At 63.2% G+C, this 24,430-nt stretch carries 21 protein-coding genes; 19 read left to right on the forward strand and 2 right to left on the reverse strand.

All coding sequences use genetic code 11. The annotated features are described in order from the left end of the window. Positions 1-286 precede the first annotated feature (286 nt). The 13 genes from E2F49_RS12315 (at position 287) to E2F49_RS12375 (ending at position 16,045) form a co-directional block, all read left to right on the forward strand. Positions 287-1,693 carry a hypothetical protein gene (locus E2F49_RS12315; protein ID WP_133394176.1) on the forward strand — a complete coding sequence of 469 codons (1,407 nt, stop codon included), beginning with the start codon at positions 287-289 and terminating at the stop codon, positions 1,691-1,693. 199 nt (positions 1,694-1,892) lie between these two features. Beyond that, positions 1,893-2,945, forward strand: coding sequence for an acyltransferase family protein (locus E2F49_RS12320; RefSeq protein WP_165971232.1), 1,053 nt, complete (start codon positions 1,893-1,895; stop codon positions 2,943-2,945). Positions 2,946-3,045: 100 nt separating this feature from the next. Beyond that, positions 3,046-4,194, forward strand: a complete 1,149-nt coding sequence (locus E2F49_RS12325; protein WP_133394178.1) for a cystathionine gamma-synthase — start codon at positions 3,046-3,048, stop codon at positions 4,192-4,194. A gap of 87 nt (positions 4,195-4,281) precedes the next feature. Then, entirely contained in the window at positions 4,282-5,100 is an 819-nt protein-coding gene (locus E2F49_RS12330) for an ABC transporter permease (protein ID WP_243713592.1), read from the forward strand. After that, complete coding sequence (locus E2F49_RS12335; RefSeq protein WP_133394179.1) at positions 5,090-6,442, forward strand: ABC transporter ATP-binding protein; 1,353 nt, start codon at positions 5,090-5,092, stop codon at positions 6,440-6,442. Before E2F49_RS12330 ends, E2F49_RS12335 begins: the two co-directional genes overlap by 11 nt. Beyond that, positions 6,439-7,959, forward strand: a complete 1,521-nt coding sequence (locus E2F49_RS12340; protein ID WP_133394180.1) for a sulfotransferase — start codon at positions 6,439-6,441, stop codon at positions 7,957-7,959. Before E2F49_RS12335 ends, E2F49_RS12340 begins: the two co-directional genes overlap by 4 nt. Before the next feature lie 8 nt (positions 7,960-7,967). Continuing rightward, positions 7,968-9,107 (forward strand): hypothetical protein, encoded by a 1,140-nt coding sequence (locus E2F49_RS12345; RefSeq protein WP_133394181.1) that lies wholly within the window; start codon positions 7,968-7,970, stop codon positions 9,105-9,107. Further along, entirely contained in the window at positions 9,107-10,024 is a 918-nt protein-coding gene (locus E2F49_RS12350; protein WP_133394182.1) for a glycosyltransferase family A protein, read from the forward strand. The genes E2F49_RS12345 and E2F49_RS12350 overlap by 1 nt, the downstream gene beginning before the upstream one ends. A 384-nt stretch (positions 10,025-10,408) precedes the next feature. Next, positions 10,409-13,003 (forward strand): DUF7657 domain-containing protein, encoded by a 2,595-nt coding sequence (locus E2F49_RS12355; RefSeq protein WP_133394183.1) that lies wholly within the window; start codon positions 10,409-10,411, stop codon positions 13,001-13,003. A 188-nt stretch (positions 13,004-13,191) separates the two neighbouring features. Further along, positions 13,192-13,572, forward strand: a complete 381-nt coding sequence (locus E2F49_RS12360; protein WP_133394184.1) for an EamA family transporter — start codon at positions 13,192-13,194, stop codon at positions 13,570-13,572. Between the two features lie 7 nt (positions 13,573-13,579). Next, positions 13,580-14,374: a glycosyltransferase family 2 protein gene (locus E2F49_RS12365; protein ID WP_133394185.1), complete on the forward strand. Its 795-nt coding sequence runs from the start codon at positions 13,580-13,582 to the stop codon at positions 14,372-14,374. 16 nt (positions 14,375-14,390) lie between these two features. Further along, entirely contained in the window at positions 14,391-15,383 is a 993-nt protein-coding gene (locus E2F49_RS12370) for a glycosyltransferase family 2 protein (protein WP_133394186.1), read from the forward strand. 53 nt (positions 15,384-15,436) lie between these two features. Then, the gene (locus E2F49_RS12375) at positions 15,437-16,045 is read left to right on the forward strand and encodes a methionine biosynthesis protein MetW (RefSeq protein ID WP_133394187.1); all 609 of its coding nucleotides are present in this window, start codon (positions 15,437-15,439) and stop codon (positions 16,043-16,045) included. Positions 16,046-16,069: 24 nt separating this feature from the next. On the opposite strand, the gene E2F49_RS12380 is transcribed toward E2F49_RS12375, so the two are convergent. Together E2F49_RS12380 and E2F49_RS12385 are read right to left on the reverse strand one after the other, a co-directional pair. After that, a complete protein-coding gene (locus E2F49_RS12380; RefSeq protein WP_133394362.1) occupies positions 16,070-17,017 on the reverse strand; it encodes an electron transfer flavoprotein subunit alpha/FixB family protein in 948 nt (315 codons plus the stop codon). Positions 17,018-17,082: 65 nt separating this feature from the next. Continuing rightward, complete coding sequence (locus E2F49_RS12385; protein ID WP_133394188.1) at positions 17,083-17,829, reverse strand: electron transfer flavoprotein subunit beta/FixA family protein; 747 nt, start codon at positions 17,827-17,829, stop codon at positions 17,083-17,085. A gap of 230 nt (positions 17,830-18,059) precedes the next feature. On the opposite strand from E2F49_RS12385, the gene cysD reads away from it, so the two are divergent. The 6 genes from cysD (at position 18,060) to rfbD (ending at position 24,407) form a co-directional block, all read left to right on the forward strand. After that, a complete protein-coding gene (gene cysD / locus E2F49_RS12390) occupies positions 18,060-19,013 on the forward strand; it encodes a sulfate adenylyltransferase subunit CysD (RefSeq protein WP_133394189.1) in 954 nt (317 codons plus the stop codon). Beyond that, positions 19,013-20,851, forward strand: a complete 1,839-nt coding sequence (cysC, locus tag E2F49_RS12395) for an adenylyl-sulfate kinase (protein WP_133394190.1) — start codon at positions 19,013-19,015, stop codon at positions 20,849-20,851. The genes cysD and cysC overlap by 1 nt, the downstream gene beginning before the upstream one ends. Positions 20,852-21,011: 160 nt before the next feature. After that, on the forward strand, positions 21,012-22,067 hold the full coding sequence (gene rfbB / locus E2F49_RS12400; RefSeq protein WP_133394191.1) for a dTDP-glucose 4,6-dehydratase: 1,056 nt from the start codon (positions 21,012-21,014) through the stop codon (positions 22,065-22,067). Beyond that, positions 22,064-22,951: a glucose-1-phosphate thymidylyltransferase RfbA gene (gene rfbA, locus E2F49_RS12405; RefSeq protein WP_133394192.1), complete on the forward strand. Its 888-nt coding sequence runs from the start codon at positions 22,064-22,066 to the stop codon at positions 22,949-22,951. The genes rfbB and rfbA overlap by 4 nt, the downstream gene beginning before the upstream one ends. Next, complete coding sequence (rfbC, locus tag E2F49_RS12410) at positions 22,948-23,505, forward strand: dTDP-4-dehydrorhamnose 3,5-epimerase (RefSeq protein ID WP_133394193.1); 558 nt, start codon at positions 22,948-22,950, stop codon at positions 23,503-23,505. The genes rfbA and rfbC overlap by 4 nt, the downstream gene beginning before the upstream one ends. After that, on the forward strand, positions 23,502-24,407 hold the full coding sequence (gene rfbD / locus E2F49_RS12415; RefSeq protein WP_133394194.1) for a dTDP-4-dehydrorhamnose reductase: 906 nt from the start codon (positions 23,502-23,504) through the stop codon (positions 24,405-24,407). The genes rfbC and rfbD overlap by 4 nt, the downstream gene beginning before the upstream one ends. The last annotated feature ends 23 nt before the right edge of the window (positions 24,408-24,430 follow it).

The following is a 24,430-nucleotide window of genomic DNA, read 5'->3' on the forward strand; positions in this document are numbered from 1 at the left end:
CTTCGACCTTGCGCGCGCCTTGCAAAACCGGAAATTGAAGTTTGAGCATTTATCGCGCGTTGACGGTTGTCAAACGCCGTGCTTACATTGCTCCCGCATTCGGGGACTGTGCAGCTTAGAAGCACGCGCAGCAGTGGGCTGGGACGCCACACAGGGAGCAGGGGGAATGACCTGGACTTGGTGGAGTGCGGCTTGGGTGTCGGCGCCGGCACGTGCATGCGGACGGCGGATGGCCTCGGGTGTAGGTAGAAGTAATTTCATGGAAAATCCTAGGAGCATCACCAAAATGTTGAACAAGAAGGTTCTCGCCGCCGCAGTTGTCGGCTCGCTGCTCGCCGGCAATGCATTTGCTGTCGATTTCTCGGCCACCAACCCGGCCTCCACCGCTGCGCGCTTTGCCAGCGAAATCAAGACCACCACCGGCACCAACGCCACCACCTTCACCGGTCAGGGCGTCAACATCGTCTGGAATAGCGGCTATGCCTACTCCCCGGGCGAAGTGCGCTACATCCGCGTCGAAGCGTCGCCGCACGTGCAGTTCCAGCCGGGCTTCACCCCGGTGATCTCTGCTGGCCCCCAGGGCCAAACGTACGCGGTCGCCGGCAACGTCAACGGTTCGGGCACCAACGTGATCACCTTCTCGATCACCGCTGGTGATGCTGGTGCGCCCGCCACGACGAAGATCACGCTGCCGGTCGTCGCCAAGGTCAGCGCCATCCAGAACGCCAACGTCGCTGTCGCCCTGTACGACCAGCCGTCGCAGGCCCAAGCGGGTGGTACCACTGGCCTGATCGCTGGTGGCTCGTTCCAGGGTGCCTACTTCTCGTTTGCCAACAGCCTGCGCTGGGTGGGTGAAGCCCAGACGGCGACTGCCGACGTCAATGCGACCCCGGCGTTCACTCGCTTCCTGTACGGCAACAACTCCGCAACTCTGAACAACGGCTTCGGTCTGACGACGATCGAGGGCGGCACGCTGACCGCGGCCAGTCTCCCGGTTTCGGTTGATACGCTTCTCGATCTGGAAGAGTCTGAAGTCAACATCGAAGGCGACTTCTCCTTCGTGGCCAGCAGTGGCGCTACGCCCTACAACGCTGCTGCCCGTGGTCGCGTTCAAGCGCTGGGTACTTCCGCAGCTGCACTGACGGCGACGTCTGCGACGTTCAACCTGACCAGCACGAGTGGTAACTTCTGGGTTGAGAAGCTGGTTGGTGACTCGTGGAACCCGGTGATCCAGGCCAGCAACTACACGGCCAGCCTCGACGGCGTGTCCGCCAACACCACCGCCTATAACCTGCCGGTCGTGGCGTCGGGTGTGATCGGCAACATCGTCCGCAACGGCACTGAGCTGCAGGCACCGCTCGCACAGGTCCCGGCTGGTTGGGTTTCGCGCGTCGCGCTGACCAATACCGGCAATACCGCCCGTCCGTACACCATCCGCGTGATCGGCGAAGAGGGTCAGTCCTTCGAGACCGCCAACCTCACCGGTACGGTTCCGGCCAACGGCACCCGCGTGATCGACCTGAACGCCGTGCTCACCGGCTTCGGTGATTCGACCCGTCCGCGTGGCACGCTGCTGATCAATGTCGCCGGTCCGGCAGGTCAGATCGAGGGTCTGTACCAGATCGTCAACCCGGCTTCGGGTTCGATCAGCAACCACATCCTGGCCCGTCCGGCCGCTCCGGTGTGGTGGTAATCGATCGTCTGCTCTGATCAGCGAGTGATTTAAAGTTGTGTTGAAAGGCCCGCAAATGCGGGCCTTTCTTTTTTTCTAAGACGATTAGGTGATCTGCGATGCTTGCTTCATCGCGAATGCAAGCCTCACAGGTGCGAGTGGAGTAAGGCCTTTGGAGTTCCGATTGACTAGGTGGTTTTTGGGAACACCGCACAATCGATTGCAGCAATTCGATGCATTGGATGGACTGCGTGGACTTGCCGTGCTGATCGTTATCGGGTCCCACTTGTCGAATTACGGCCTGTTGCCGCAACCGGGGCTGTCGGGAACGGGCAAGAGCGGCGTGTACCTGTTCTTCGTGCTCAGCGCGTTCCTGCTCGGCCGGATCCTGCTGGCCCGGCCGCTGTCGGCGCTGACCGCGCCGCGCTTGTGGGCCGACTACTTGCTGCGCCGCGTGCTGCGGATCTGGCCCCTGTACCTCGTCGTACTGCTGCTGTCGTGGGGGCTCACGACAGCGGGTCTGCCGTGGCACTACCGTCTCGACGATGGCGCGCTGCTGCGGCATCTGACGCTGCGCGACGGGCAGAGCGTGCTGTGGAGCATTCCGGTCGAATTCGTTTTTTATTTCGTGTTGCCGCCGCTGGTGCTGGCCCTCGCGTGGCTGCGCGGGCGCTGCCCACCGGGGGGGCTCGTGGCGCTAGCCGGGCTGCTGCTGGCATTGGCGATGTGGCGGTGGCCGGCTTCCGCCATGGCGGTCAACGATGTGCGGCTGGGGCCGTATCTGCCGGTGTTCCTGTGCGGGCTGCTCGCGGCGCGCATCGATTTGGCGCTGGAAGAGGCACTGGATCGCCCGCGCATCTGGACCCTGATCGCGCTCGCCGCGGTGGCCGCGTGCCTGCTGATGGTGCCCTCCATCTGGTCCCGGCTGAACGGCAACGCGTTCGATCCCGCCCTCAATCACGGCTGGTTCCTGGCCCACGGCCTCGCCTGGGCGACCCTGCTGCTGGCGCTGCTCCACGGTCCCGCCTGGCTGCGGCGTCCCTTCGCCTGGGCGCCGATGCGGCTTGTCGGCATCGTCAGTTTCAGCGCCTATCTCTGGCACATGCCGGTGCTTGAGTTTGTGCTGTGGCTGGGCGGTGGCGCGTGGGCGGTACTCGGCCCGGCCCTGATGCTGGCCCTCACGCTGATCGCATCGATGCTGTCGTTCCTGCTGTTCGAGCGCCCTTGGCGCCATGTGCGCCTCGCGCACGTGCGGCCGGCATCGGCTGGCTGAATCGCCCGTTATCGCCGGCGCTTCGTTGTCGAACGGCGCGAAAGGGGGCTTAATGGGGCTTCCGTTATGATGGCGGCCCCTCGAATTTACCCCGCCCTCCATGACCCATCGCCTCGGGACACTCGCCATCCACGCCGGACAGTCACCCGACCCGTCGACCGGCGCGGTGATGCCGCCTATCTACGCGACCTCGACCTATGCGCAGTCCAGCCCCGGTGAACACCAAGGGTTCGAGTATTCGCGCACCCACAATCCGACGCGCTTCGCCTACGAGCGCTGCGTGGCGGGCCTGGAAGGGGGGGCGCGCGGCTTCGCGTTCGCATCCGGCATGGCGGCGACGGCGACCCTGCTCGAACTGCTCGACAGCGGCGACCACGTGATCGCTATGGACGACCTCTACGGCGGCAGCTATCGATTGTTCGAGCGCGTGCGCACCCGCAGCGCCGGCCTGTACTTCAGCTACGTCGACATGACCGATCCGGCCGCGTTCGAAGCCGCGATCACCGACAAAACGAAGCTGGTCTGGATCGAAACCCCGACCAACCCGATGCTGAAGATCGTCGACATCCGCGCGATCGCGGACATCGCCCACACGCGCGGCCTGATCGTCGTCGTCGACAACACCTTCGCTTCGCCGATCCTGCAGCGTCCGATCGAACACGGCGCCGATATCGTCATGCACTCGGCGACCAAGTACCTCAACGGCCACTCCGACATGGTCGGCGGCATGCTGGTGGTCGGCGACAACGCCGAGCTCGCCGAGCAGCTGGCGTTCCTGCAGAACTCCTGCGGCGCCGTGCAGGGGCCGTTCGACAGCTTTCTCGCGCTGCGCGGATTGAAGACCCTGCATCTGCGCATGCAGGCGCACTGCGAGAACGCGCAGGCGCTGGCCGAATTCCTCGACACGCATCCGGCGGTCGAGCAGGTGATCTACCCGGGTCTGCCGTCGCATCCGCAGCACGCGCTCGCCAAGCGCCAGATGGACGGCTTCGGCGGCATCATCTCGGTCCGCATCAAGGGCGGATTCGAGGCGGCGAAGCGGTTCTGCGAGCGTACCGAACTGTTCACGCTGGCCGAGTCGCTCGGTGGCGTGGAAAGTCTGGTCAACCATCCGGCAGTGATGACGCATGCGTCGGTGCCGGTGGAGCGGCGCGCGGCGCTGGGCATCCATGATGATCTGGTGCGATTGAGCGTCGGGGTCGAGGACGCGGACGATCTGAAGACGGATCTGGCGAGCGCGCTGGCATAGGCGGGCGCGAGCGGCCGAGGCCGCGAGATCATCCCGCAGTGGTCCGGCTTGGCCGGACCGACGATGTGCCATCCAGAGGCCCGATTCTTGAAACTATTCCCCCGCTTGCTGCTTTCGCCGGCGCTCGAGGTCATCCGGCACCGGGCGCTCATCCGCGAGCTGACCCGTCGCGAGATCGGCGGTCGCTATCGTGGCGCTAGCCTCGGCGTGCTCTGGTCGCTCGCCAGCCCCTTCATTCTGCTGTGCATCTACACCTTCGCGTTCGGCACCGTGATGGGGGGACGCTGGCCGGAGCCGCAGGCCACGGGGACCCACTTCTCGGTCGTGCTGTTCGCGGGGCTGGTGGTGTATTTCCTGGTGTCGGAGTGCATGGTGCGTGCCCCCGACCTCGTGATCGGCAACCCGTCCTTCGTCAAGCGGGTGGTGTTTCCACTGGAAATCCTGCCTTGGCCGATGCTGCTGACGGCCTGCTTCCACTGCCTCATGAACACGCTCGTCTTCATCGCGCTGAGGCTTGTGCTGGACGGCGAGTTCTCCTGGACCATCGTGATGCTGCCCATCGTGCTGGCGCCCATGGCTCTGGTGGCGCTCGGCATCTCCTGGTTGCTAGCTTCGCTGGCGGTTTATATGCGGGATATCCAGCAGGTCATCGGCATGGCGAGCATGGCGCTGCTGTTCCTGTCGTCGGTGATGATTCCGACCACATCGGTACCTGCGGAATACCGCTGGGTCTACCAGCTCAATCCACTGTCTTTCATCGTCGACCAGGCGCGCGCCGTGATGATCTGGGGTGTCCAGCCGGACTGGAAGGGCCTGTTTTTCTACAGTCTCGGCGCGGTGGCCTTCATGTATGTCGCACGCGCCTGGTTCGTGGCCACGAAGCGGGGGTTCGCCGATGTCCTGTGAGCCCGCCATCGTCACGCGCGGCGTGCACAAAATCTTTCCGATGTACGACAAGCCGTACAAGCGGCTGATGGAACTGTTGGACCCCCGGGATGGCACGCACTGGCGACGCGATTTCCATGCGCTCAAGGGCATCGACCTGGAAATCTCGCGGGGTCAGACGGTCGGCATCATCGGCCGGAATGGGTCAGGCAAGTCCACGTTGCTGCAGATCATCTGCGGCACGCTCGCGCCGTCCTTGGGCACGGTGGCCGTCAACGGGCGGATCGCGGCACTGCTCGAACTGGGCGCCGGATTCAACCCGGAGTTCACCGGTCGGGAGAATGTGTTCCTCAACGCCACCATTCTCGGGCTGGACCGGGCGCAGACCGAAGCGCGGCTGGACGACATCCTCGCGTTCGCGGAAATCGGCGAGTTCATCGATCAGCCGGTCAAGAACTATTCCAGCGGCATGTACGTGCGCTTGGCCTTCGCGGTCGCGATCAACGTCGAGCCGGACATCCTGGTGGTGGATGAGGCGCTTTCCGTGGGCGACGAGGCATTCCAACGCAAGTGTTTCGCGAGGATCGAAGCGATTCGCGAGACGGGCGCGACGATCCTGTTCGTGTCCCACTCCGCCGGCGCCGTGGTCGACCTCTGCGACCATGCCGTGGTCCTCGACGCAGGCGAGGTGATATTCAGAGGCTCACCGAAAGATGCGGTGACCAACTACCAGAAGATGCTATACGCGCCGAAGGAGCGGCAGTCCGCGATCCGTGCATCGATCATCGGGCAAGGTCGCGCAGCCGACAATGCCGCCGCGGCACCGGGTTCGCCGATGCGATCCGAAACGCCGCAGGCCTTGGCCGAAGGCGCGCGGGCTTGGTTCGACCCCGGGCTGGTGTCCGCCAGCACGATCTCCTACGAGAACAAGGGGGTCGAAATTCGCGAGCCTCGTGTGCTCACGCCGGAGGGAGAGCAGGTCAACATGCTCGTGCACGGGCACGATTACATTTACACCTATCACATCGAGCTGCAGCAGACGCTGTCCCGCTTGCGTTGCGGGATGATGATCCGCAGCACCACAGGTGTCGAAATCGGTGGTTTCTCGACCGACGCATCCGATCCGGCAATGGCGCTTCAAGCTGCTGGAGCCTGCATGGAAGTGCGCTTCCGCTTCCGATGCCTGCTCAATCCGGGCGTCTATTTTCTGAATGCCGGCTGCCTTGCCGATGTCGACGGAGCCGAGGCGTACGTCGGCCGGCACATCGATGTAGCGATGTTCCGGGTCCAGGCCGAGCCGGCGCTGGGCGCCACGGCGTTGGTCAACTTCGTCGAACGCGCGACCGTGGAGATGCGGTCTTGAGTGTTCGATTGGATCGGATCGGCATTCTTGTCGCAGGTATGCACCGGAGCGGCACCTCGGCGATCACCGGATGTCTGGAAAGCCTGGGTGTTGCGCTGGGGACCGGCCTGCTGCCGCCGGGAAGCGACAACCCCAAGGGGTATTTCGAGAGCGAGCGGGCCGTTCGCATCGACGATGCGCTTCTCGCTGGACTGGATCGACGCTGGGACGATGCGCGTGCGCTGCCTGCTGGCTGGACGGAAACCGCAGTCGCGACGTCGGCGCTCGCGGAGATCGCCGCGCTGCTGCAGGACGAGTTTCCTGCCGAACCCGTATTCGCGATCAAGGATCCACGTCTCTCGCGATTGTTGCCGGTGTGGCTGGATGCGCTGCGCCGGACCGGTAGCACGCCGCGCGTCGTCCTGGTGGTCAGACACCCGTCGGAGGTGGCGGCGTCCATCCAGAAGCGCAATGGATGGTCGCCCGCGGTTTCCGAGTTGCTCTGGCTGCGCCACATGCTGGCCGCGGAGCGCGACTCGCGCGGCGTTCGCAGGGTGGCGGTGACCTACGACCAGCTCATCGATCGACCCCTGCAGACGATGACGGCGGCGCTCGGCGCGCTGGGCGTGGAGGTCGATGGTCGCGGCGACGTGCTGGATGCTTTCGTGTCGGCCGGGGATCGGCATTTCGAGGGTGGCGAAGGTGCAGCGTCCGGAACCGGACTGACGGAAATCGCCACCGGCGTCTACAAGGATTGCGTGGCCATGGCTGGCGGGCAAGACGTGCCGCCGGCGGCGTTCGACAGGCACGCGCAGGCGCTGGAGACGCTGCTCTCTTCGACAGGCCCGCTGGTCGATGGCTTGGGGGGCATGGCGCTTGCATTCGCACGCCGAGTGGAGGAGGCCGAGGCGGAACTGGCGACGGTCCGGTCATCTCTAGAAGCGCAACTCGCTTGGTCGAAGAGTGCGGTCGAGGCGCGTGAACGTCTCAATGCGGAACTGGCGAGGGTGCAGTCCGAGCTGGCAGCGCAGGTGTCGTGGTCGGAAAGCGCGGTAGCCGAGCGCGAGCGCCTCCACGCGGCTGTGGCGGAGCTTCGCTCGAACCTGACGGCGCAGACGCAGTGGTCCGAGCATGCCGTCGACGAACGCGATCGCCTCAATGCGGCGTTGGCGAAGCTTCGCTCCGACCTGACGGCGCAGATCGCCTGGTCGGAGAGCGCAGTGGTCGAGCGCGAGAAGATGCACGAGACCATCGCGCAACTCCGCTCGGATCTGGCCGCGCAGGTGCGATGGTCGGAAGAGTCGATGGCGGTGCGCGAGCAGCTACGCGCGGAACTGGCCGAGGCCTCCGTCGAGCTGGATGCGACCCGGCTCGAAGCGCAGCAGTCGAGGCAGCATTTCGAGGCACGGGAGGCTGCCCTGGCATCGGATGCAGACTGCCTGCGCCGCCGTCTCGAGCGTTACGAATCCAGCCTGTTCGGAAAGCTCCACCGCAGGTGGGTCGACAGGAATTCCCAAGACACTCCGGATACCAATTAGGCGAGCACATGATCTATTTCACATCCATCTGTTCCAACTATCTTCCCAAGGCGATGGCGCTCGCCGAGTCGGTGAAGCGCCACTGCAAGGACGCCACGTTCGTGCTGTGTCTGGTCGAACGCGAGGTGCCGGAGGTCGCGCTCGCGTTCCCGCACTTCGACGAAGTCGTGCTCGCCAAGGACGTTGGCTGGGAGGACTTCGACCAGTTCATCTTCAGGCATTCGATCGTCGAGGCGTCCACGGCGGTCAAACCGCAGTTCATGCGAGGCCTTCTCGAGCGCCATCCGGAGGTCGAGAAGTTCGTGTATCTGGACCCGGATGTGCTCGCCTACAGCCACTTTTCCGAACTCGAGGAGATCCTCGATACACAGAGCATCGTCGTGTGCCCGCATCTGCTCCGACCGGGCAATATCGACATGGAGATCAGCTCGCTGGCGCACGGCACCTACAACCTTGGATTTCTGGCGGTTCGGCGGAGTGCGAACGCGGAGGCGTTTCTCGGCTGGTGGGCCGAGCGTCTGTTCCGCTTCTGCTACGACGACAAGGCGCGCGGCATCTTCACCGACCAGAAGTGGATCGATCTCGCGCCCTGTTTCTTCGACGTGCATATCCTCAAGCATCACGGATACGACTTCGCGACTTGGTCACTGCTCGACAGTGACCTGAGGAGAGTGGGCGACGCTCACGTCGTCAACGGCGATCCGCTCCGGTTCATCCATTTTTCTGGCCTGGATTCCGGCACCATCGACAAGGCGATCGGCTGGTGGCTGCGTGACGACAACAAGGCCGATTTCGTGGCGCTGTACCAGCACTACCTTGCGCTGCTCGATGCCCACGGTCAAAAGACGCTCGGGAAGATGCCCTGGTCGTATGCCAACTATGTTAGCGGGGAAAAGATCGAGAACGATGCCCGAGTGGCCTATCGGGATCCCGACATGTGGCAGCGGTATCCGCGTCCGTTCGATGTGAGCAACGCCACGTTTCGGGCGCCGCCCGCGCCACAGGGCGTTCTGGAGGTGACGGAATCAACCGGCGCCGGGCAGACGCCGGGTCTATATGAGAAGTTCCGTCGATCCAGTCGGGAGATCGGTGTGGTGGGCACGCTGAAGAAGTCGGTCGACAGGGTACTCAACGGGCCAGTGCGCTGATGGAAGGTCTGCGCAAGGTGTCTGTCGTGATTCCGTGTTTCAACGGGGGTGCGACGATCGACGAGGCGATCCGGTCGGTCCATGAGCAGACCTATCCGAATATCGAAATCGTGGTCGTGGACGATGGTTCGACAGACCTTTGCACCATCGAATTGCTGAAGCGCTCCGAGTGGGCGAATACGCGCATCGTCTGGAAAGACAACGGTGGCCCGGCATCCGCGCGCAACAGGGGCATTGCCGAGTCGTGTGGCGAGTACGTCCTGCCGCTCGATGCGGACGACCGGATCGCTGCAACCTATATCGAGCAGGCGGTCGCGGTGCTCGATGCGAGGGCCGACGTCGGCGTCGTGTACTGCAAGGCCATGCGTTTCGGCGCTGACAGCGGCTTGTGGATGCTTCCGGATTACTCCGAGCGCGAGCTGACGATCGACAATGTCATCTTTGTCACGAGTCTTTTCCGCAAAGCCGACTGGACGGCAGTTGAGGGTTTCAGCGAGACGCTCAAGCATGGTGTGGAGGACTACGATTTCTGGCTGAAGATCGTCGGTGGACTGAATCGGGCGGTGGTGCAGCTGGACGAGCCGCTATTCTTCTATCGCGTCCAGGATGTCTCGCGCACCACGCAGTTCAATGGTCAGCGCCCGATCGTGGTGACCACGTATGCGGACATTTTCAGGAACAACATCGCGTTCTTCGCCCGGAATGCCGAGTACATCTTCGAACATCGATTCGGCATTTACGATGAGCTGGTGCGATACAGGGCGCGATATGCCCGATTCGACGCATTAATGGACAGGCACGTGCGGGTCAGACGGGTGCTTTCTGGACTCTGGGCCGTGGTGTGCCGGGTGATCGATAGCCGATTGGTGTCGGGTCTCCGCGACCGGGTGCGGGCTGTCGGTTCCGGTGGGAAATGAGCGGCGTGGAAGCCGGCATTCACGCTCGTGCCGGGTTGGCTGCGTGCAATCTCCGGTCCGGTCGCGTCCGGTGCAAGTTGCGAATAAGAACCGGCCAGTATCAAGCGATGCAGGCGCTGATCGTCCCATCGAATTTGGAGACGGCCGCTGGACTGCAGACTGCACAGCGGGATGCGTGCGTTGAGTGCGGAGTTTTCACTTTTCCGGCCCGAAACTTCAGCTCGTGGCACAGGTTGCGTTGCAGGTCTCTATCGCCGACTCCGACACACGCGGCCATCCGGTACGCGTCAAGCTGCGCTTGCGATCGGTCGGCTCGCGAACGGGGCGCGACGTTCATCATGTTCAAGCGTGAAGCCGCGCTTCTCTAATGCAGGTATCCAACACATGAATCGACAATCGGCCGAGCGGTCGACCGTCTGGAGCAATCGTCCGATCAATCTTCTGCAGCGATTCGTCGATGGCTGGTCGAACATGAGTCTTCTGGGGCGTGTGCTGCTCGTAGGTTCGGTGACGATTTCGATCGTCTGGCTGTCGCTGGGCGCGTATCAGAGCCACTACATCTCCGGGTTGCGGCTGCTGGGGGACGATGTGACTCAGACCATTTTCGGCAGCCCCAGAGAGGGGCGTGGCGACGAGTGGTCGACCTACATACCGATGCTCAAGCAGGCGTATCTGGAAGGATTTCCGGAAACGTCGAGGCTCGAGCCCTACCTCGAGTCGTATCGGCTTTTTGTGGGCATCCCTCGGCCCGACTGGACGATGATATTTACGCCCACGCTCGCTTTGTACTTCGTCTTGCCCGGACCGTTGGCGCTGTCCTTCCAAGGCTTGTTCTACAACGCGCTGTTCCTGGCCTCGTTCGTCTGGCTGCTGACGAACCTCGGGGCCAGGAAAGAGGTCGCGGTTCCCGTCAGCCTGATGGTGCTCTTCAGCATGTACTACCAGGTCTGGTGGAGCAGCAATCTGTCCACGTTGGGGCCGAGTCTGCTGCCGCTGGCGGTGCTCTCGGCAAACATGCGCTGGCGGTACAAGTTCTTTCTGCTCACCTGGTCGATCTCGCACATGCTCATGGGTGCGATGTATCCGGCGTTCTACTACGTCATCGCGTTCTCGCTGGCGCCGCTTGTACTGCTCATGAAGCGGGATTTGCTGCGGCCGACCGCGTTGATCCTTGCGGCGCTGAGTGCAGCTATCGCGGTTGCCATCTACTGGAGCCAATATGCCGACTACATCGAGGCAGTCAGCCTGACAGCCTATCCGGGCGCTCGCTTCAGTACCGGTGGAGGGGCGCCTTGGAGCGTGCTCTTGGGCCTGATCTTCCCGACCGCTGCCGCCGTCAGCCCGGTGGATGTCGGTCTAACCGTTTACGAGTTGTGCGTGGTCGGGACCGTGCTGCCACTGATCGCGATCGCTGCATTGCTGCGGACCGGATCGGCCCGGGATTCGGCACCGCTCCTGGTTCTCTTCGTCACGATGTTCGTGATCATGGCGATCTTCACGGTCGTGGGCGGCTTCCCGCAGTCACTAGCGAAGTACACGGGGCTGTTCATCGTGCCGGGCCGTCGTATGCAGCTCGGTCTTTCATTGCTGACGGTCGGTGTGTGCGCACTGTTGATCTCGAGAGCCTACGGAAAGATCGAAAACAGGCAGATGCTCGTCGCCGCGGTGATCTTCACTATCGGAAGCCTTGTGGTCGGCGTCCGGGCGGACGCCCGGGGGCAGTTCTTCATGATCGAGGCATATCCCTGGATCTTTCTGGCACTGGTCGTGATCGGAATCGCGCTGGATGTGCTCCGCTCGGATCAGCGCGCATTCGCACACGGGACACTGGCCTTGCCCGTGGTGCTGTGGGGCGCCGCGCTCGCTCACGTGATCATCTTCGGCTCGTTCAATCCTGTCATGCGGGCGAAAGACATTCTCACGCCTGTCCGGACCCAGCTGACAGAAGACTGGAAGGCATTGTTCGAGGCGAATGGTGGCAAACCCATCGCAACGCTCGGAAACTACGGGCACCTTCTGCGTGGCGAGAATCTGCCGGCGCTGGAAGCGATCCATCTGATCAATGTCGAAGACGAGACCTATCGACGCACCTTTCCAGAGTTCACCCGCGCGGATCGCGAAACACTGTTCAACCAGATGCGCGGGATCCGGTTCGACAATGTCAAGCAGTACGATGCGGCCGGAATCACGGCGATCCTCCCGGTCATGGAGCACGCGTATCGCATTGAGCCGGATTTCCGAACGCTACTGCCGTCTCTGCTGGACGACATCGAGCCGCTAAACGAGCAAATGGCTGTCGACGATGTCGAGCAGATCAACCTCAGTGACTTCAGAGTGTTCTGGAAATCGAGGCTGGACCAAGCGCTTCCATTGGACTCTCGCCTGGTTGTAAATTCGGGGTGCCGCATTCTTTCCACAGAGCTGACGCGTTATCCGGTCGACATCACCGCTTACTCGGGCAATGTGATGCTGCGTGGCCTTGCCGGCGTCACGACGCTGCAAGCGGGAACGAAGGAGGCGGCGGAAGCCTGTGCCGTCTCGATGAAACTGACGTCGCCCACGATTGCAGCGAGGCACTCGGAAAAATTCGTGATCGTTCCGAATGCTCAGCTCGATGGCGCCGCGTGGTCGGGACGCGCCTGCGACCTGAGCGGCGAGCCCAACCGGACGTTCGGTCCAAGGCGAAACATTACGCTCGATGGTTATCTCATTGGCGCAAACGGCGGCTTGGTGTCCGATTTCACCCTGCTGCTGAGAGACAAGGAAGCGGGCAAACTGTACGGCGGCGGCGCGATCACGGGTGCCGTCAGAAAAGATGTCGCCGAGTACTTCGGGTCGGAGGTGCTGTCGCGCTCGGGTTTCAAGGCACGCTTCTCGCTTGAAGGCGTGGATGCGGGTCACTACGATGTCGTGTTCCTTTTCGCGGAGAAGGGTGCGAATTTCTTCTGCGAATCCGGAAAAAATATCGTGGTCTTGTGACGTGGCCAGCGGGCCTACATCCGTTGCACGCTTTCGTTCTTATTCCGCGATTGTCCGATGTTGCGAAGTCTCGGTGGTGCCACTGATGCGGCTCGCTCGAGCCGTTACACCCGAGGCGAGCGCTTGTACGACCCGGGCTGAACCGTTCAGCGCCGTAGCGCTGCCCCTCAGACAGAGTGTGAGACGTGATGATCCGCGAAATATTGATGATCGTATTTGTGACCTGTTCCACTCTTGGCAGCCAACTATTGGTCAAGCGGGCAGTGACCCAGATTGCATTGCGGGATCCTGTACCGTCGGGAATCCAGTGGTTGTTGGCGGCGTGTCTTTCGCCAGGTGTGATAGCAGCCGTTGCGATCCAGGGCGTCGGTTTCATCGTCTGGGTCGTGGTCGTAAGCCGGATAAAACTTGGACTGGCGTTCGCAATCTCCGGCTCGTTCTTCTACATCCTTATCGCGGCTGCAAGTTGGTTCTTCTACGGAGAGCGGCTCGGATTACTGCAGTGGATAGGCTTGTTGCTCGTGTCCGGCGGCGTCCTGCTGATGACACTCACTGGCAAGCCGGCCTGAGAATGTCATGAGACCCGATCACAGTTTCGTCATTCCTGCCTACGGTTGTTCGCCACATCTGACCGCATGTCTCGAGTCCCTGCAGGCGCAGACTGCGCCTGGATCGGAGGTCGTGTTGTGCACGTCGACGCCGTCCGAGACGCTGTCGCGCATCGCGGAGCGATTCGATGTGGAAGTGCGGGTGCACGAACCGAACGCTGGCATCGGCCGCGACTGGAACGCGGCACTCGATTGTGCGTCGCGCAGTTGGGTCACCATCGCACACCAGGATGATGTGTATCTGCCACGTTTCGTCGAGCGGACGATGGCGACGGTGTCCAAGACGCCTGGAGCATCCTTGGCGATGACGGGTTACTCGGAACTGCTCGACGAGCGGATTCGCGAACGCTCTATGATGCTCCGCATCAAATCCCTGTTGCTCGAAGTCGGCTTTCTCGGGCGTGACGCGGCGGCATCGCGAAGTTCTAAGACTCGCCTGCTGCGCTTCGGCTGTCCGGTTGCATGTCCCTCCGTCACGCTGGGCCCGTCACTGTCGAATCTGCGCTTCCGCGAGGATCTGCGTGTCGATTTGGATTGGGATGCGTGGATTCGTGCTGCTCGACTTCCGGGTGCGTTCTGCTACGTGAGAGACCGTTTGATGCTTCACCGCATTCACGGTGAGAGCGAGACGACCGCAGGTGTGCGAGATGGAGTGCGTGCCCGCGAAGATGCGGAGATGTTCGCGTCGCTCTGGCCGGCGCCGGTGGCAAGATTGCTGGCGCGCGCGTACGCGACGTCCTACGAGGAGGGCGGTCATGCATGAGAGCCCTCCGACCGTCATGTCGACGTCCTACGGGGAAATGACCTTGGCTGCAACGAGTGACCGGGTTGCCATCGTGATCCCGTCTTATCGCGTATCGCGCCACATTCTTGATGTCGTGGCAGGATTGCCGAACTGGATATGGCGGGTGTACGTCGTCGACGATCGCTGCCCCGATGGCAGCGGTGCCTTGGTGCAGTCGCAGTGCACCGATCCGCGGATCAGGGTCGTATTCAACGAGGTCAACCTTGGCGTCGGCGGTGCAGTAATGGCCGGCTACGCACAGGCGGCTGCCGACGGCGCTGACATCATCGTCAAGATGGACGGCGATGGGCAGATGGATCCAGCGCTGCTTTCCCGTTTCGTGGATCCGATTGCGGCAGGCGAGGCGGACTACACCAAAGGAAATCGCTTCTACGATCTGTCGCAGATCGGGCAGATGCCACGAATCCGTATCTTCGGCAACGCGGGCCTTTCCTTCATGACCAAGATATCGTCCGGCTATTGGGATCTGTTCGATCCGACCAACGGATATACCGCGATCCACGCACGAGTGGTCTCAAAGCTGCCGATGGAGAAAATCAGTCGGCGTTATTTCTTCGAGACCGACATTCTGTTCCGGCTCAACACGCTCCGTGCCGTCGTCGTCGATGTGCCGATGGATGCTAAGTATGGTGACGAAGAAAGCGGGTTGAAGATCGGCAGGATTTTCTTTGATTTTCTTTCGAAGCACGCGCGCAATACCGGTAAACGAATTTTTTACAATTACTTTCTGCGCGATCTGTCGCTGGCGACCTTCGAACTTGTCGGTGGTTTGGCTCTGCTGTTTGCGGGTCTCGTGCTAGGGGCGTGGTTCTGGATCGAAGCCTCTAGTCTGGGCGTACCGACATCGGCCGGGCGAGTAATGTTATCCGCCTTGCCCGTCATTCTCGGCTTGCAGCTGCTTCTGGGCTTTATGGCCTTCGATATCGCCTCGGTTCCGCGACGCGCCATTCATCGATTGCTGCGCTGAAACTGATTTGCACATGTGCGAGGATGCCCGTCCAGGTGTAAAGGAGCGTCGGGATGTCCACGGAGTTCGATTCCCGTTATACGCAGTACCAACTGGATCGCAGTCCTGTACGCAAGTGGGTGCGCCAGATCTATCTGGAGCGTGCGGCCTCTCTCGTGAGGGGCCCGACACTAGACTTCGGGTGCGGCGTCGGAGAACTGCTGAGGAGGTTGCCGGCGGGTTCGAAGGGGCTGGAGTACAACACTGCGACAGTGGAGCACTGTCGGCGTGAGGGGCTCGACGTGGCGCCCTATGACGGGTTTGAAGACGACTGGGGTCTCACTGCACTTTCAACGAAGCCCGGGTTCGAGAGCATGGTGGTCAGCCACGTCCTCGAACATCTCAACGCGCCCATGGAAGTATTTGTGAAGCTGCTGGGCGCAGCGTCCAGACTCGGTGTGCGTCGCGTGCTGGTGACTGTGCCAGGCCAGGCCGGCTTCCGGATTGATCCGACACATCTGACCTTCGTTGATCGATCCATGCTGCTTGACGAGGCGATGTTGGCAAGTACGGGCTTTCGACCGGTGCGAGATGGATACTTCCCGGGAGATCTGCGCTGGATCGGCGACTGGTTTCCGCATCATGAGTTGCAGGTGGTTTACGAGCGATCGCCGGCCACTTGAAGCAAGCGGCCGGCAAGCCCAGCGCTATTCGCCCAAAGTCGCTTCCAGCTCCGGCAACACCTTGAACAGGTCGCCCACCAGTCCGATGTCCGCGATCTCGAAGATCGGCGCGTCGGCGTCCTTGTTGATCGCGACGATCGTACCGGCGTCCTTGATGCCGGTCAGATGCTGGATCGCGCCGGAGATGCCGATTGCGACATAGAGCTCGGGCGCGATGATCTTGCCGGTCTGGCCGACCTGCAGTTCATTAGGGACATAACCCGCGTCGACCGCTGCGCGCGAGGCGCCGACGGCGGCGCCGAGTTTGTCGGCGAACTCGAAGACGATCTTGAAGTTCTCTTCCGAGCCGACGCCGCGGCCGCCAGAGACAACCCGCTTGGCGCTTTGCAGGTCAGGACGATCAGTGCTGCCGGCGGCGAGGCCGACGAAGCGGGTATGGACGGGCAGGGCAGCATCGACGGTGGCGGTCTCGACAGGGGCACTACCGCCGCGTGCCGACTCCTGCCAAGACGCGGTACGCACGGTGGCCACGACGGTCTGGTCGGCCGGCGCTTCGACCGTGACGATCGCGTTCCCCGCGTAGATCGGGCGCTTGAAGACGCGGCTGCCCTCGACCGTCATCAGGTCGGAGACCTGATTCACGCCAAGCAGGGCCGCGACCACAGGCATCAGATCCTTGCCGAATGTGGTCGACGGGGCAAACACGTGGCTGTACCCGGACGCCAGCGCGGCGATCTGCGGGCCGAGCACCTGGGCGAGCGCCTGCGCATTGGCGGGATTGGCGACCGCAAGCACCTTCGCGACGCCGGCAATGGTGGCAGCATCGGCCGCAGCGGCCGACGGATCAGCCGCGAATACAGCGACATCGATGGCATCGGGCGACAGCGCTTGCGCGGCGGCGACGGTCTTGGCGGTCGCGCTGGCGTTCAGGACGCCGTCGAGATGTTCGGCGATGACGAGGACTTTGGACACGGTGTTCTCCTGTACTCCGGCGGGGCCGGACGTCGCTGGGCGCCCGCGTGGCGGGCGCAACGGAATCAGAGCAGGCCCTTGGCCTTCAGGGCAGCGACCAGTTCGGCCGCATCCTTGACCATAACGCCCTTGCCGCGCTTGGTCGGCGCTTCGAAGTGCGTGGTCCTCAAGGTGTCAGCCGATTCGACGCCGAGATCGGCGAACGGGATCGACTCCATCGGCTTGGACTTGGCCTTCATGATGTCCGGCAGCTTGATGAAACGCGGTTCGTTGAGGCGCAGGTCGGTTGTGACGACGGCCGGCAGGTCCACTTCGAGCGTCTCCAAGCCAGCGTCGACTTCGCGCGTGACCGTGGCCTTGCCGTCAGCGATCTCGACCTTCGAGGCGAAAGTCGCCTGCGGGCGGCCCCACAGCGTCGCCAGCATCTGACCGGTCTGGTTGGCATCGTCGTCAATCGCCTGCTTGCCGAGGATCACCAGATCCGGCTGTTCCTTCTCGACCAGCTTGAGCAGGGTGCGGGCCGCGGTCAGCGGCTGGATGGCCGCATCGCAGACCACGTGGATGGCGCGGTTGGCCCCCATGGCCAAGCCGTTGCGCAGATGGGCCTGGGCGTCGCCGGGCGCGATGGTCGCCACCACGACCTCGGCGGCGACACCCTTGTCGCGCAGTCGCAGGGCTTCTTCCAATGCGATCTCGTCGAAAGGATTGGCCGAGAGCTTCACGCCATCGGTGACCACGCCGGACCCGTCCGGCTTGACCTGGATGCGGACGTTGTAGTCCACCACGCGCTTGTAAGCGACAAGGATCTTCATCGGAGGGAAAACTCCTCGATATCTGGCGAAATCACGAGCCGCGGTCCCTCGCGGGCTGCGGAGCGGCCCCGGATTCTAACGCACCCCCGGATGGCGAACGAAGCCACCCGGAAGGATCGCACCGCTCGGGGCAAGGGCTGCCGGCACCTGCCGCGGCTTCTCCCGAGAAACTCTGTCTGTAGAACCGGCGTTGCCGATCCGTAGAAGATGCGCCGCGTACAATCGCAGTCATGGAAAACGCAGTGCAGTCGTCGTTCGTCCCAGCAATCGGGCTCTCGTCTTCGTCGGTCTCGGCAGATCTCGACCGTCTGGAAGCCGAAGGCATCCACATCCTCCGCGAGACGGCCGCGGAATGCGCGCGTCCGGTCCTGCTGTATTCGATCGGCAAGGACAGTTCCGTACTGCTGCATCTTCTGCTGAAGGCGTTTGCACCGGCGAAGCCGCCAATTCCGCTGCTGCACGTCGATACCTTGTGGAAATTCCGCGAGATGATCGAGTTCCGGGATCGGCGTGCAACGGAAACCGGCGTCAACCTCAAGGTTCATGTCAACGCCGACGGCGCACGCGAAGGGGTCGATCCGCAGATTCACGGTGCCGCGCGGCACACTGAGATCATGAAAACGGTCGCGTTGAAGCAGGCGCTCGAGGCAGGACGCTACGACGCGGCAATCGGCGGTGCCCGCCGGGATGAAGAGAAATCCCGGGCCAAGGAGCGGATTTTCTCTTTCCGTGACGGACGGCATCGCTGGGACCCCCGTCAGCAGCGCCCGGAGTTGTGGAACCTGTACAACCCGCGCGTCTCGGCAGGAGAGAGCGTTCGGGTGTTTCCTCTCTCCAATTGGACAGAGCTCGATGTGTGGCGCTACATCAAGCGGGAGAGCATCCCGGTCGTGCCGCTCTACTTCGCGAAACCTCGGCCCGTAGTGCGCCGCAATGGCGTGTATCTGATGGTCGACGACGAGCGCTTCAGGTTGTTACCCGGCGAGGAGGTCGAGACGCGGAGTGTCCGGTTCCGCACACTCGGTTGCTATCCACTGACTGGGGCTGTGGAGTCGGAGGCGGCCGATCTCGACGCCATCATCTCGGAGATGGCGTCAGGACGTCAGTCCGAACGGGCCGGGCGACTGATCGATCATGCTGAAGGCGACTCGATGGAAAAGAAGAAGCGCGAGGGATATTTCTGATGCCCCTCGAGACGGATGCGTTCGTCAGACTCGTTGCGTGTGGCAATGTCGATGACGGCAAGAGCACGCTGATCGGGCGGTTACTGTACGAGAGCGGCAGCGTGCCGGATGACGAAGTCGCCGCGTTGGTCAGGGCCAGCGCCGCCCACGGCACGCGCGGCGCCGATCTCGACTTCGCGCTGCTGCTGGACGGTCTGGAGGCGGAGCGCGAGCAGGGCATCACCATCGATGTCGCATGGCGGCACTTGGTGACCGGCGCCCGACGATTCCTGATCGCGGACTGTCCGGGACATGTGCAGTACACGCGCAACATGGCCACCGGCGCCTCGCAGGCCGATGTAGCAGTCATGGTCGTCGATGTCGCGAAGGGGCTGCTGCCGCAGACGCTGCAGCATGCGACCATCGTCGCGCTGCTTGGCGTGCGGCATGTCGTGCTTGCGGTCAACAAGATGGATCGGGTCGACTACGATCGCGCGGCTTTCGATGATCTGGTTTCGCGATTCGTCGCGCATGCGGCGCGCTTGGGCGTGGAGGATGTGGTCGCGATACCGGTGTCCGCTGCGTTGGGCGTGAACGTGTCCAGTCGCTCCAACGAAGCGCGGTGGTATGCGGGTCCGAGCGTGCTCGAAGTGCTGCAGCGTATCGATGTATCGAAGGAGATTTCAGGTACGCCACGTGTGGCCGTCCAGCAGGTCATCCGTGATGCGGACGGTGCCCGCTGGCTGGCCGGCACGGTGACCCGCGGGCATTTGGATAGCGGCATCCAGGTCCGGGTGGAGCCGTCGGGGACCGCCGCTGTGATCGAGTCGTTGCTGCGCGCGGGTGTCGAAGCGCAGGCAGCCAGCGCCGGCGACGCGGTGGCAGTGCGACTGGGCCAGGACGTGGATGCAGGCCGAGGCGATGTCCTGACACCTGTCGACGCGCCGCTGCAGGTCAGCGACCAGTTCGCTGCCGATGTCTTCTGGTTCGACGATGCGCCACTGGTTGCCGGGCGGCGTTACCGCTTCAAACTGGCCACCCGGACCGTCGGCGCACGCATCACGGAGATCAAGCATCGACTCGACCCCGAGAGCCTGCAGTTCCTCGCGGCCAAGCAGCTGGCTTTCAACGGAATTGGGGCAATCTCGTTGGCGCTTGATGCCCCGATAGCGTTCGCATCCTACCGTGAGGATCCTGGGCTGGGTGCGTTCATCCTGATCGATCCGATTACGAACACCACCGTGGGCAGCGGCATGATCCGCCATGGTCTGCGTCGGGCCGACAACGTGTCCTGGCAGTCAGTGGACATCGACCAGGCTGCGCGTGCCGCACTCAAGGGGCATCGAGCCCGGTGCATCTGGTTTACCGGTCTGTCGGGCGCGGGCAAGTCGACGATCGCCAATCTGGTGGAGCGTGGACTTGTGGCGAAGGGCGTGCACACCTATCTGCTCGACGGAGACAACATCCGGCATGGCCTCAACAGCGATCTCGGATTCACCGACCGGGATCGCATAGAGAGCCAGCGACGGGTATCGAATGTCGCCAAGCTGATGACGGACGCAGGGCTGGTGGTAATCGTAAGCCTGATATCGCCATTCCGCGCCGAACGCGACGCCGCACGCGGACTGTTTGCAACTGGCGAGTTCCTCGAAGTCTTCGTGGACACGCCTCTGGAAGTCGCCGAGCGTCGGGACGTGAAGGGGCTGTACGCGAAAGCCCGTCGAGGCGGGTTGCCCAACTTCACCGGCATCGATTCGCCATACGAGGCGCCGCATTCCCCCGAGCTCGTGCTCGACACCACGGCGTTTTCGGCGGCGCAGTTGGCGGAGCGCGTAATCACCCACGTGCTGGATGTCTGATGTGACGCGTCGAGGTTTTACGGGGCGTCGCCAGGATGTTCAGGGACTGTCGTGGAAAATAACGGCCTGTCCTCGTATTCGAGCGCCGCTGCGTACGCCGGTATCATGCGGGGTCCGCTTGGCGCGGATTGGTGTCCATATTTTTCGGGAGTAAGTTCCAGTGCTCACATGGCTCGTGACCGGCGGGGCCGGTTTCATCGGCGGTAATTTCGTGCTCGAGGCTGTGCGCCGCAACATCCGGGTGATCAATCTCGATGCGCTGACCTATGCCGGCAACCTGCAGACGCTGGCGTCGATCGAGTCCGATCCGAACCATGTCTTCGTGCACGGCGATATCGGCGATCGCGCGCTGGTGGCCGGGCTGCTGGCCGAGCATGCGCCCGACGCGGTGCTGAACTTCGCTGCTGAAAGCCACGTCGATCGTTCGATCGACGGCCCTGCAGCGTTCATCGAGACGAATGTGGTGGGCACGCTGGGCCTGCTGGAATCGGTGCGCGATTACTGGAAGGCGTTGCCGGACGGCCGTCGGGAGGCTTTCCGCTTCCTGCACGTGTCGACTGATGAGGTCTACGGCACCCTGGGCGAGACCGGCAAGTTCTCCGAGACCACGCCCTACGCGCCGAACTCGCCGTACTCGGCGTCCAAGGCCGCATCCGATCATCTGGTGCGCGCCTTCCACCACACGTACGGGCTGCCGGTCCTCACGACCAATTGCTCGAACAACTATGGGCCTTATCACTTCCCCGAGAAGCTCATTCCACTGGTCATCGCCAAGGCGCTGGCCGGCGAGCCGCTGCCGGTCTACGGCGACGGCAAGCAGGTCCGCGACTGGTTGTTCGTGACCGACCACTGCGCGGCGATCCGCACCGTGCTCGAGAAGGGCCGGGTCGGCGAGACCTACAACGTCGGCGGTGACTCCGAGCGGCAGAACATCGAGGTCGTCGAAGCGATCTGCCGTTTGCTCGACGCCCGCCGTCCGCGCGAGGACGGTCAGCCGCGCAGCAGCCAGATCACCTACGTCAAGGACCGCCCCGGTCACGACCGTCGCTATGCGATCGACGCGTCGAAGCTGCAGGGCGAACTCGGCTGGAAGCCGGAGCACACCTTCGAAAGTGGCATCGAGTTCACGGTGGACTGGTATCTCGAGAATCAGGAGTGGGTGCAGCGCATCCTCGACGGCAGCTATCGTCTGGAACGCATGGGAGCGGAGGCATGACGGCGCGCAAGGGCATCATCCTCGCCGGCGGTTCCGGTACACGGCTGTATCCCATCACCAAGGGCGTCAGCAAGCAGCTGCTGCCGGTGTACGACAAGCCGATGATCTATTACCCGCTCAGCGTGCTGATGCTAGCGGGCATCCGCGAAGTGCTGATCATCAACACGCCGCACGAGCAGGCGCTGTTCCAGGCGCTGCTGGGCGACGGCTCGCAGTGGGGCATGGACATCCAGTACGCCGTGCAGCCCAGCCCCGACGGTCTGGCGCAGGCCTATCTGATCGGCCGCGACTTCGTTGGCGGAAAGCCGAGCTGCCTGGTGCTCGGCGACAACATCTTCCACGGCCACGGCCTGACCGACACGCTCAAGACTGCCGATGCGCGCAGCGACGGCGCAACGGTGTTCGGCTATTGGGTCAATGATCCCGAGCGCTACGGTGTGGCGGAATTCGACTCCACCGGCAAGGTCATCGACATCGCAGAGAAGCCCGAGAAGCCCCGTTCCAATTACGCCGTCACCGGCCTGTACTTCTACGATGGGCGTGCCAGCGACTACGCCGCCGAACTGGAGCCGTCGCCGCGTGGCGAGCTGGAAATCACCGATCTCAACCGCCGCTATCTCGATGACGACGCGCTCTATCTGGAGCAGCTCGGTCGTGGCTATGCATGGCTCGACACCGGCACGCACCAGTCGCTGCACGAGGCCTCGAATTTCATTCAGACCATCCAGGATCGCCAAGGGCTGCAGGTGTGCTGTCCAGAGGAAATCGCCTTCGGCAACGGCTGGATCGATGCCGAGCAGCTGTCCGCGCTCGCCAAGCCCCTGTCGAAGAACGGCTACGGCCAATACCTGATGTCCCTCGTTTCGCGTGGAGTGGTCCGTTGAACCTGATCGAAACCAAATTGCCGGGTGCCGTCGTCATCGAGCCCGCCGTTTTCGGCGACGCACGCGGATTCTTTTTCGAATCCTGGAACGCCGAGCGGTTCGGACAGCACGGCCTGCCGACGAAGTTCGTGCAGAGCAACGTTTCGTCGTCCGCCAAGGGCGTGCTCCGTGGTTTGCACTACCAGTGGCCGCGCCCGCAAGGCAAGCTGGTCAGCGTGCTGCAGGGTGAAGTGCTCGACGTCGCCGTCGACATCCGTCGCGGCTCGCCGACCTTCGGCCAGTGGGAAGGCGTGATCCTGAGCGAGGCCAACAAACGCCAGTTCTGGATTCCGGAAGGCTTCGCGCATGGGTTTGTGGTGCTGTCGGACATGGCGGTCTTCAGCTATCTGTGCACCGACGTGTACGTGAAGGAAGCCGACGCCGGCGTGCGCTGGAATGACCCGGCGATCGGTGTCGACTGGGGCGTGGAAGCGCCGCTGCTGTCGGACAAGGACACGCATGCGCCGCTGCTGGCCGACATCACAGAAGACCGGTTGCCGGTGTTCGGCGCATGACCTCGCTGGTCTTCGGCGGTAACGGTCAGGTCGGACAGGAACTGCTGCGCGCGCTTGCGTCGCTCGGCGCGGTGCAAACCACGACGCGCAGCGGCACGCTGCCGGATGGTCGCGCTTGCCTGCAAGCGGATTTCGCCGATGCCGACGCTGTTGTCGCCGTGCTCGATACAGTGCGCCCGGCGCGCGTCGTCAATGCGGCGGCCTACACCGCGGTCGACCAGGCCGAAAGCGATGCCGACGCCGCGCATGCGGCGAATGCCTCGACGCCGGGCGCCATCGCACGGTGGTGCGCCGCCAACGGCGTGCCGCTTGTGCATTACTCCACCGATTACGTGTTCGACGGCGCCGGCACGCGTCCATACCGGCCGGAGGATCCGACCGCGCCGCTCGGTGTCTACGGCGCCAGCAAGCTCGCCGGCGAGGATGCCATCCGTGCGGCCGGCGGCCGGCACCTGATCTTCCGCACCGCGTGGGTCTACGCCGCGCATGGACAGAATTTCCTGCGCACGATGCTGCGCGTCGGCGCCGAGCGCGATGTGCTGCGCGTGGTCGCCGACCAGATCGGCACGCCGACACCGGCGGCGCTGATCGCGGACGTCACAGCCCGTGTCCTGCAGCAGGGCACTGACGCGTCCGGCACCTGGCATCTGACCGCGGCGGGCGAGACCAGCTGGCACGGGTTCGCGCAGGCGATATTCGACGATGCGGTCGCACGCGGCCTGATCTCGCGCGCGCCGACGGTCGAAGCGATCACCACGGCCGACTATCCGACGCCTGCGAAGCGTCCGGCCTATTCGCGGCTGGACACGGATTCGCTGCAACGCGATTTCGGCATCGAATTGCCGCAGTGGCGGGACGCGCTCGGCGACGTCCTGGACACGCTGGCCGCTGCGCAGCGCTGAAGGTCGACGTCGTTCGACAGTGA

Source organism: Luteimonas terrae (assembly GCF_004358165.1).
GTDB classification, from domain to species: Bacteria; Pseudomonadota; Gammaproteobacteria; order Xanthomonadales; family Xanthomonadaceae; genus Luteimonas; species Luteimonas terrae.

Bases quoted from the DNA above. Each gene is read 5' to 3' on its own strand.
- E2F49_RS12355 (WP_133394183.1), top strand. From the start codon at position 10,409: ATGAATCGACAATCGGCCGAGCGGTCGACCGTCTGGAGCAATCGTCCG.
- E2F49_RS12345 (WP_133394181.1), top strand. From the start codon at position 7,968: ATGATCTATTTCACATCCATCTGTTCCAACTATCTTCCCAAGGCGATG.
- E2F49_RS12385 (WP_133394188.1), bottom strand. From the start codon at position 17,829: ATGAAGATCCTTGTCGCTTACAAGCGCGTGGTGGACTACAACGTCCGC.
- E2F49_RS12370 (WP_133394186.1), top strand. From the start codon at position 14,391: ATGTCGACGTCCTACGGGGAAATGACCTTGGCTGCAACGAGTGACCGG.
- E2F49_RS12325 (WP_133394178.1), top strand. From the start codon at position 3,046: ATGACCCATCGCCTCGGGACACTCGCCATCCACGCCGGACAGTCACCC.
- rfbD (WP_133394194.1), top strand. From the start codon at position 23,502: ATGACCTCGCTGGTCTTCGGCGGTAACGGTCAGGTCGGACAGGAACTG.
- E2F49_RS12365 (WP_133394185.1), top strand. From the start codon at position 13,580: ATGAGACCCGATCACAGTTTCGTCATTCCTGCCTACGGTTGTTCGCCA.
- rfbA (WP_133394192.1), top strand. From the start codon at position 22,064: ATGACGGCGCGCAAGGGCATCATCCTCGCCGGCGGTTCCGGTACACGG.
- cysD (WP_133394189.1), top strand. From the start codon at position 18,060: ATGGAAAACGCAGTGCAGTCGTCGTTCGTCCCAGCAATCGGGCTCTCG.
- E2F49_RS12375 (WP_133394187.1), top strand. From the start codon at position 15,437: ATGTCCACGGAGTTCGATTCCCGTTATACGCAGTACCAACTGGATCGC.
- E2F49_RS12315 (WP_133394176.1), top strand. From the start codon at position 287: ATGTTGAACAAGAAGGTTCTCGCCGCCGCAGTTGTCGGCTCGCTGCTC.
- E2F49_RS12350 (WP_133394182.1), top strand. From the start codon at position 9,107: ATGGAAGGTCTGCGCAAGGTGTCTGTCGTGATTCCGTGTTTCAACGGG.
- cysC (WP_133394190.1), top strand. From the start codon at position 19,013: ATGCCCCTCGAGACGGATGCGTTCGTCAGACTCGTTGCGTGTGGCAAT.
- E2F49_RS12360 (WP_133394184.1), top strand. From the start codon at position 13,192: ATGATCCGCGAAATATTGATGATCGTATTTGTGACCTGTTCCACTCTT.
- E2F49_RS12335 (WP_133394179.1), top strand. From the start codon at position 5,090: ATGTCCTGTGAGCCCGCCATCGTCACGCGCGGCGTGCACAAAATCTTT.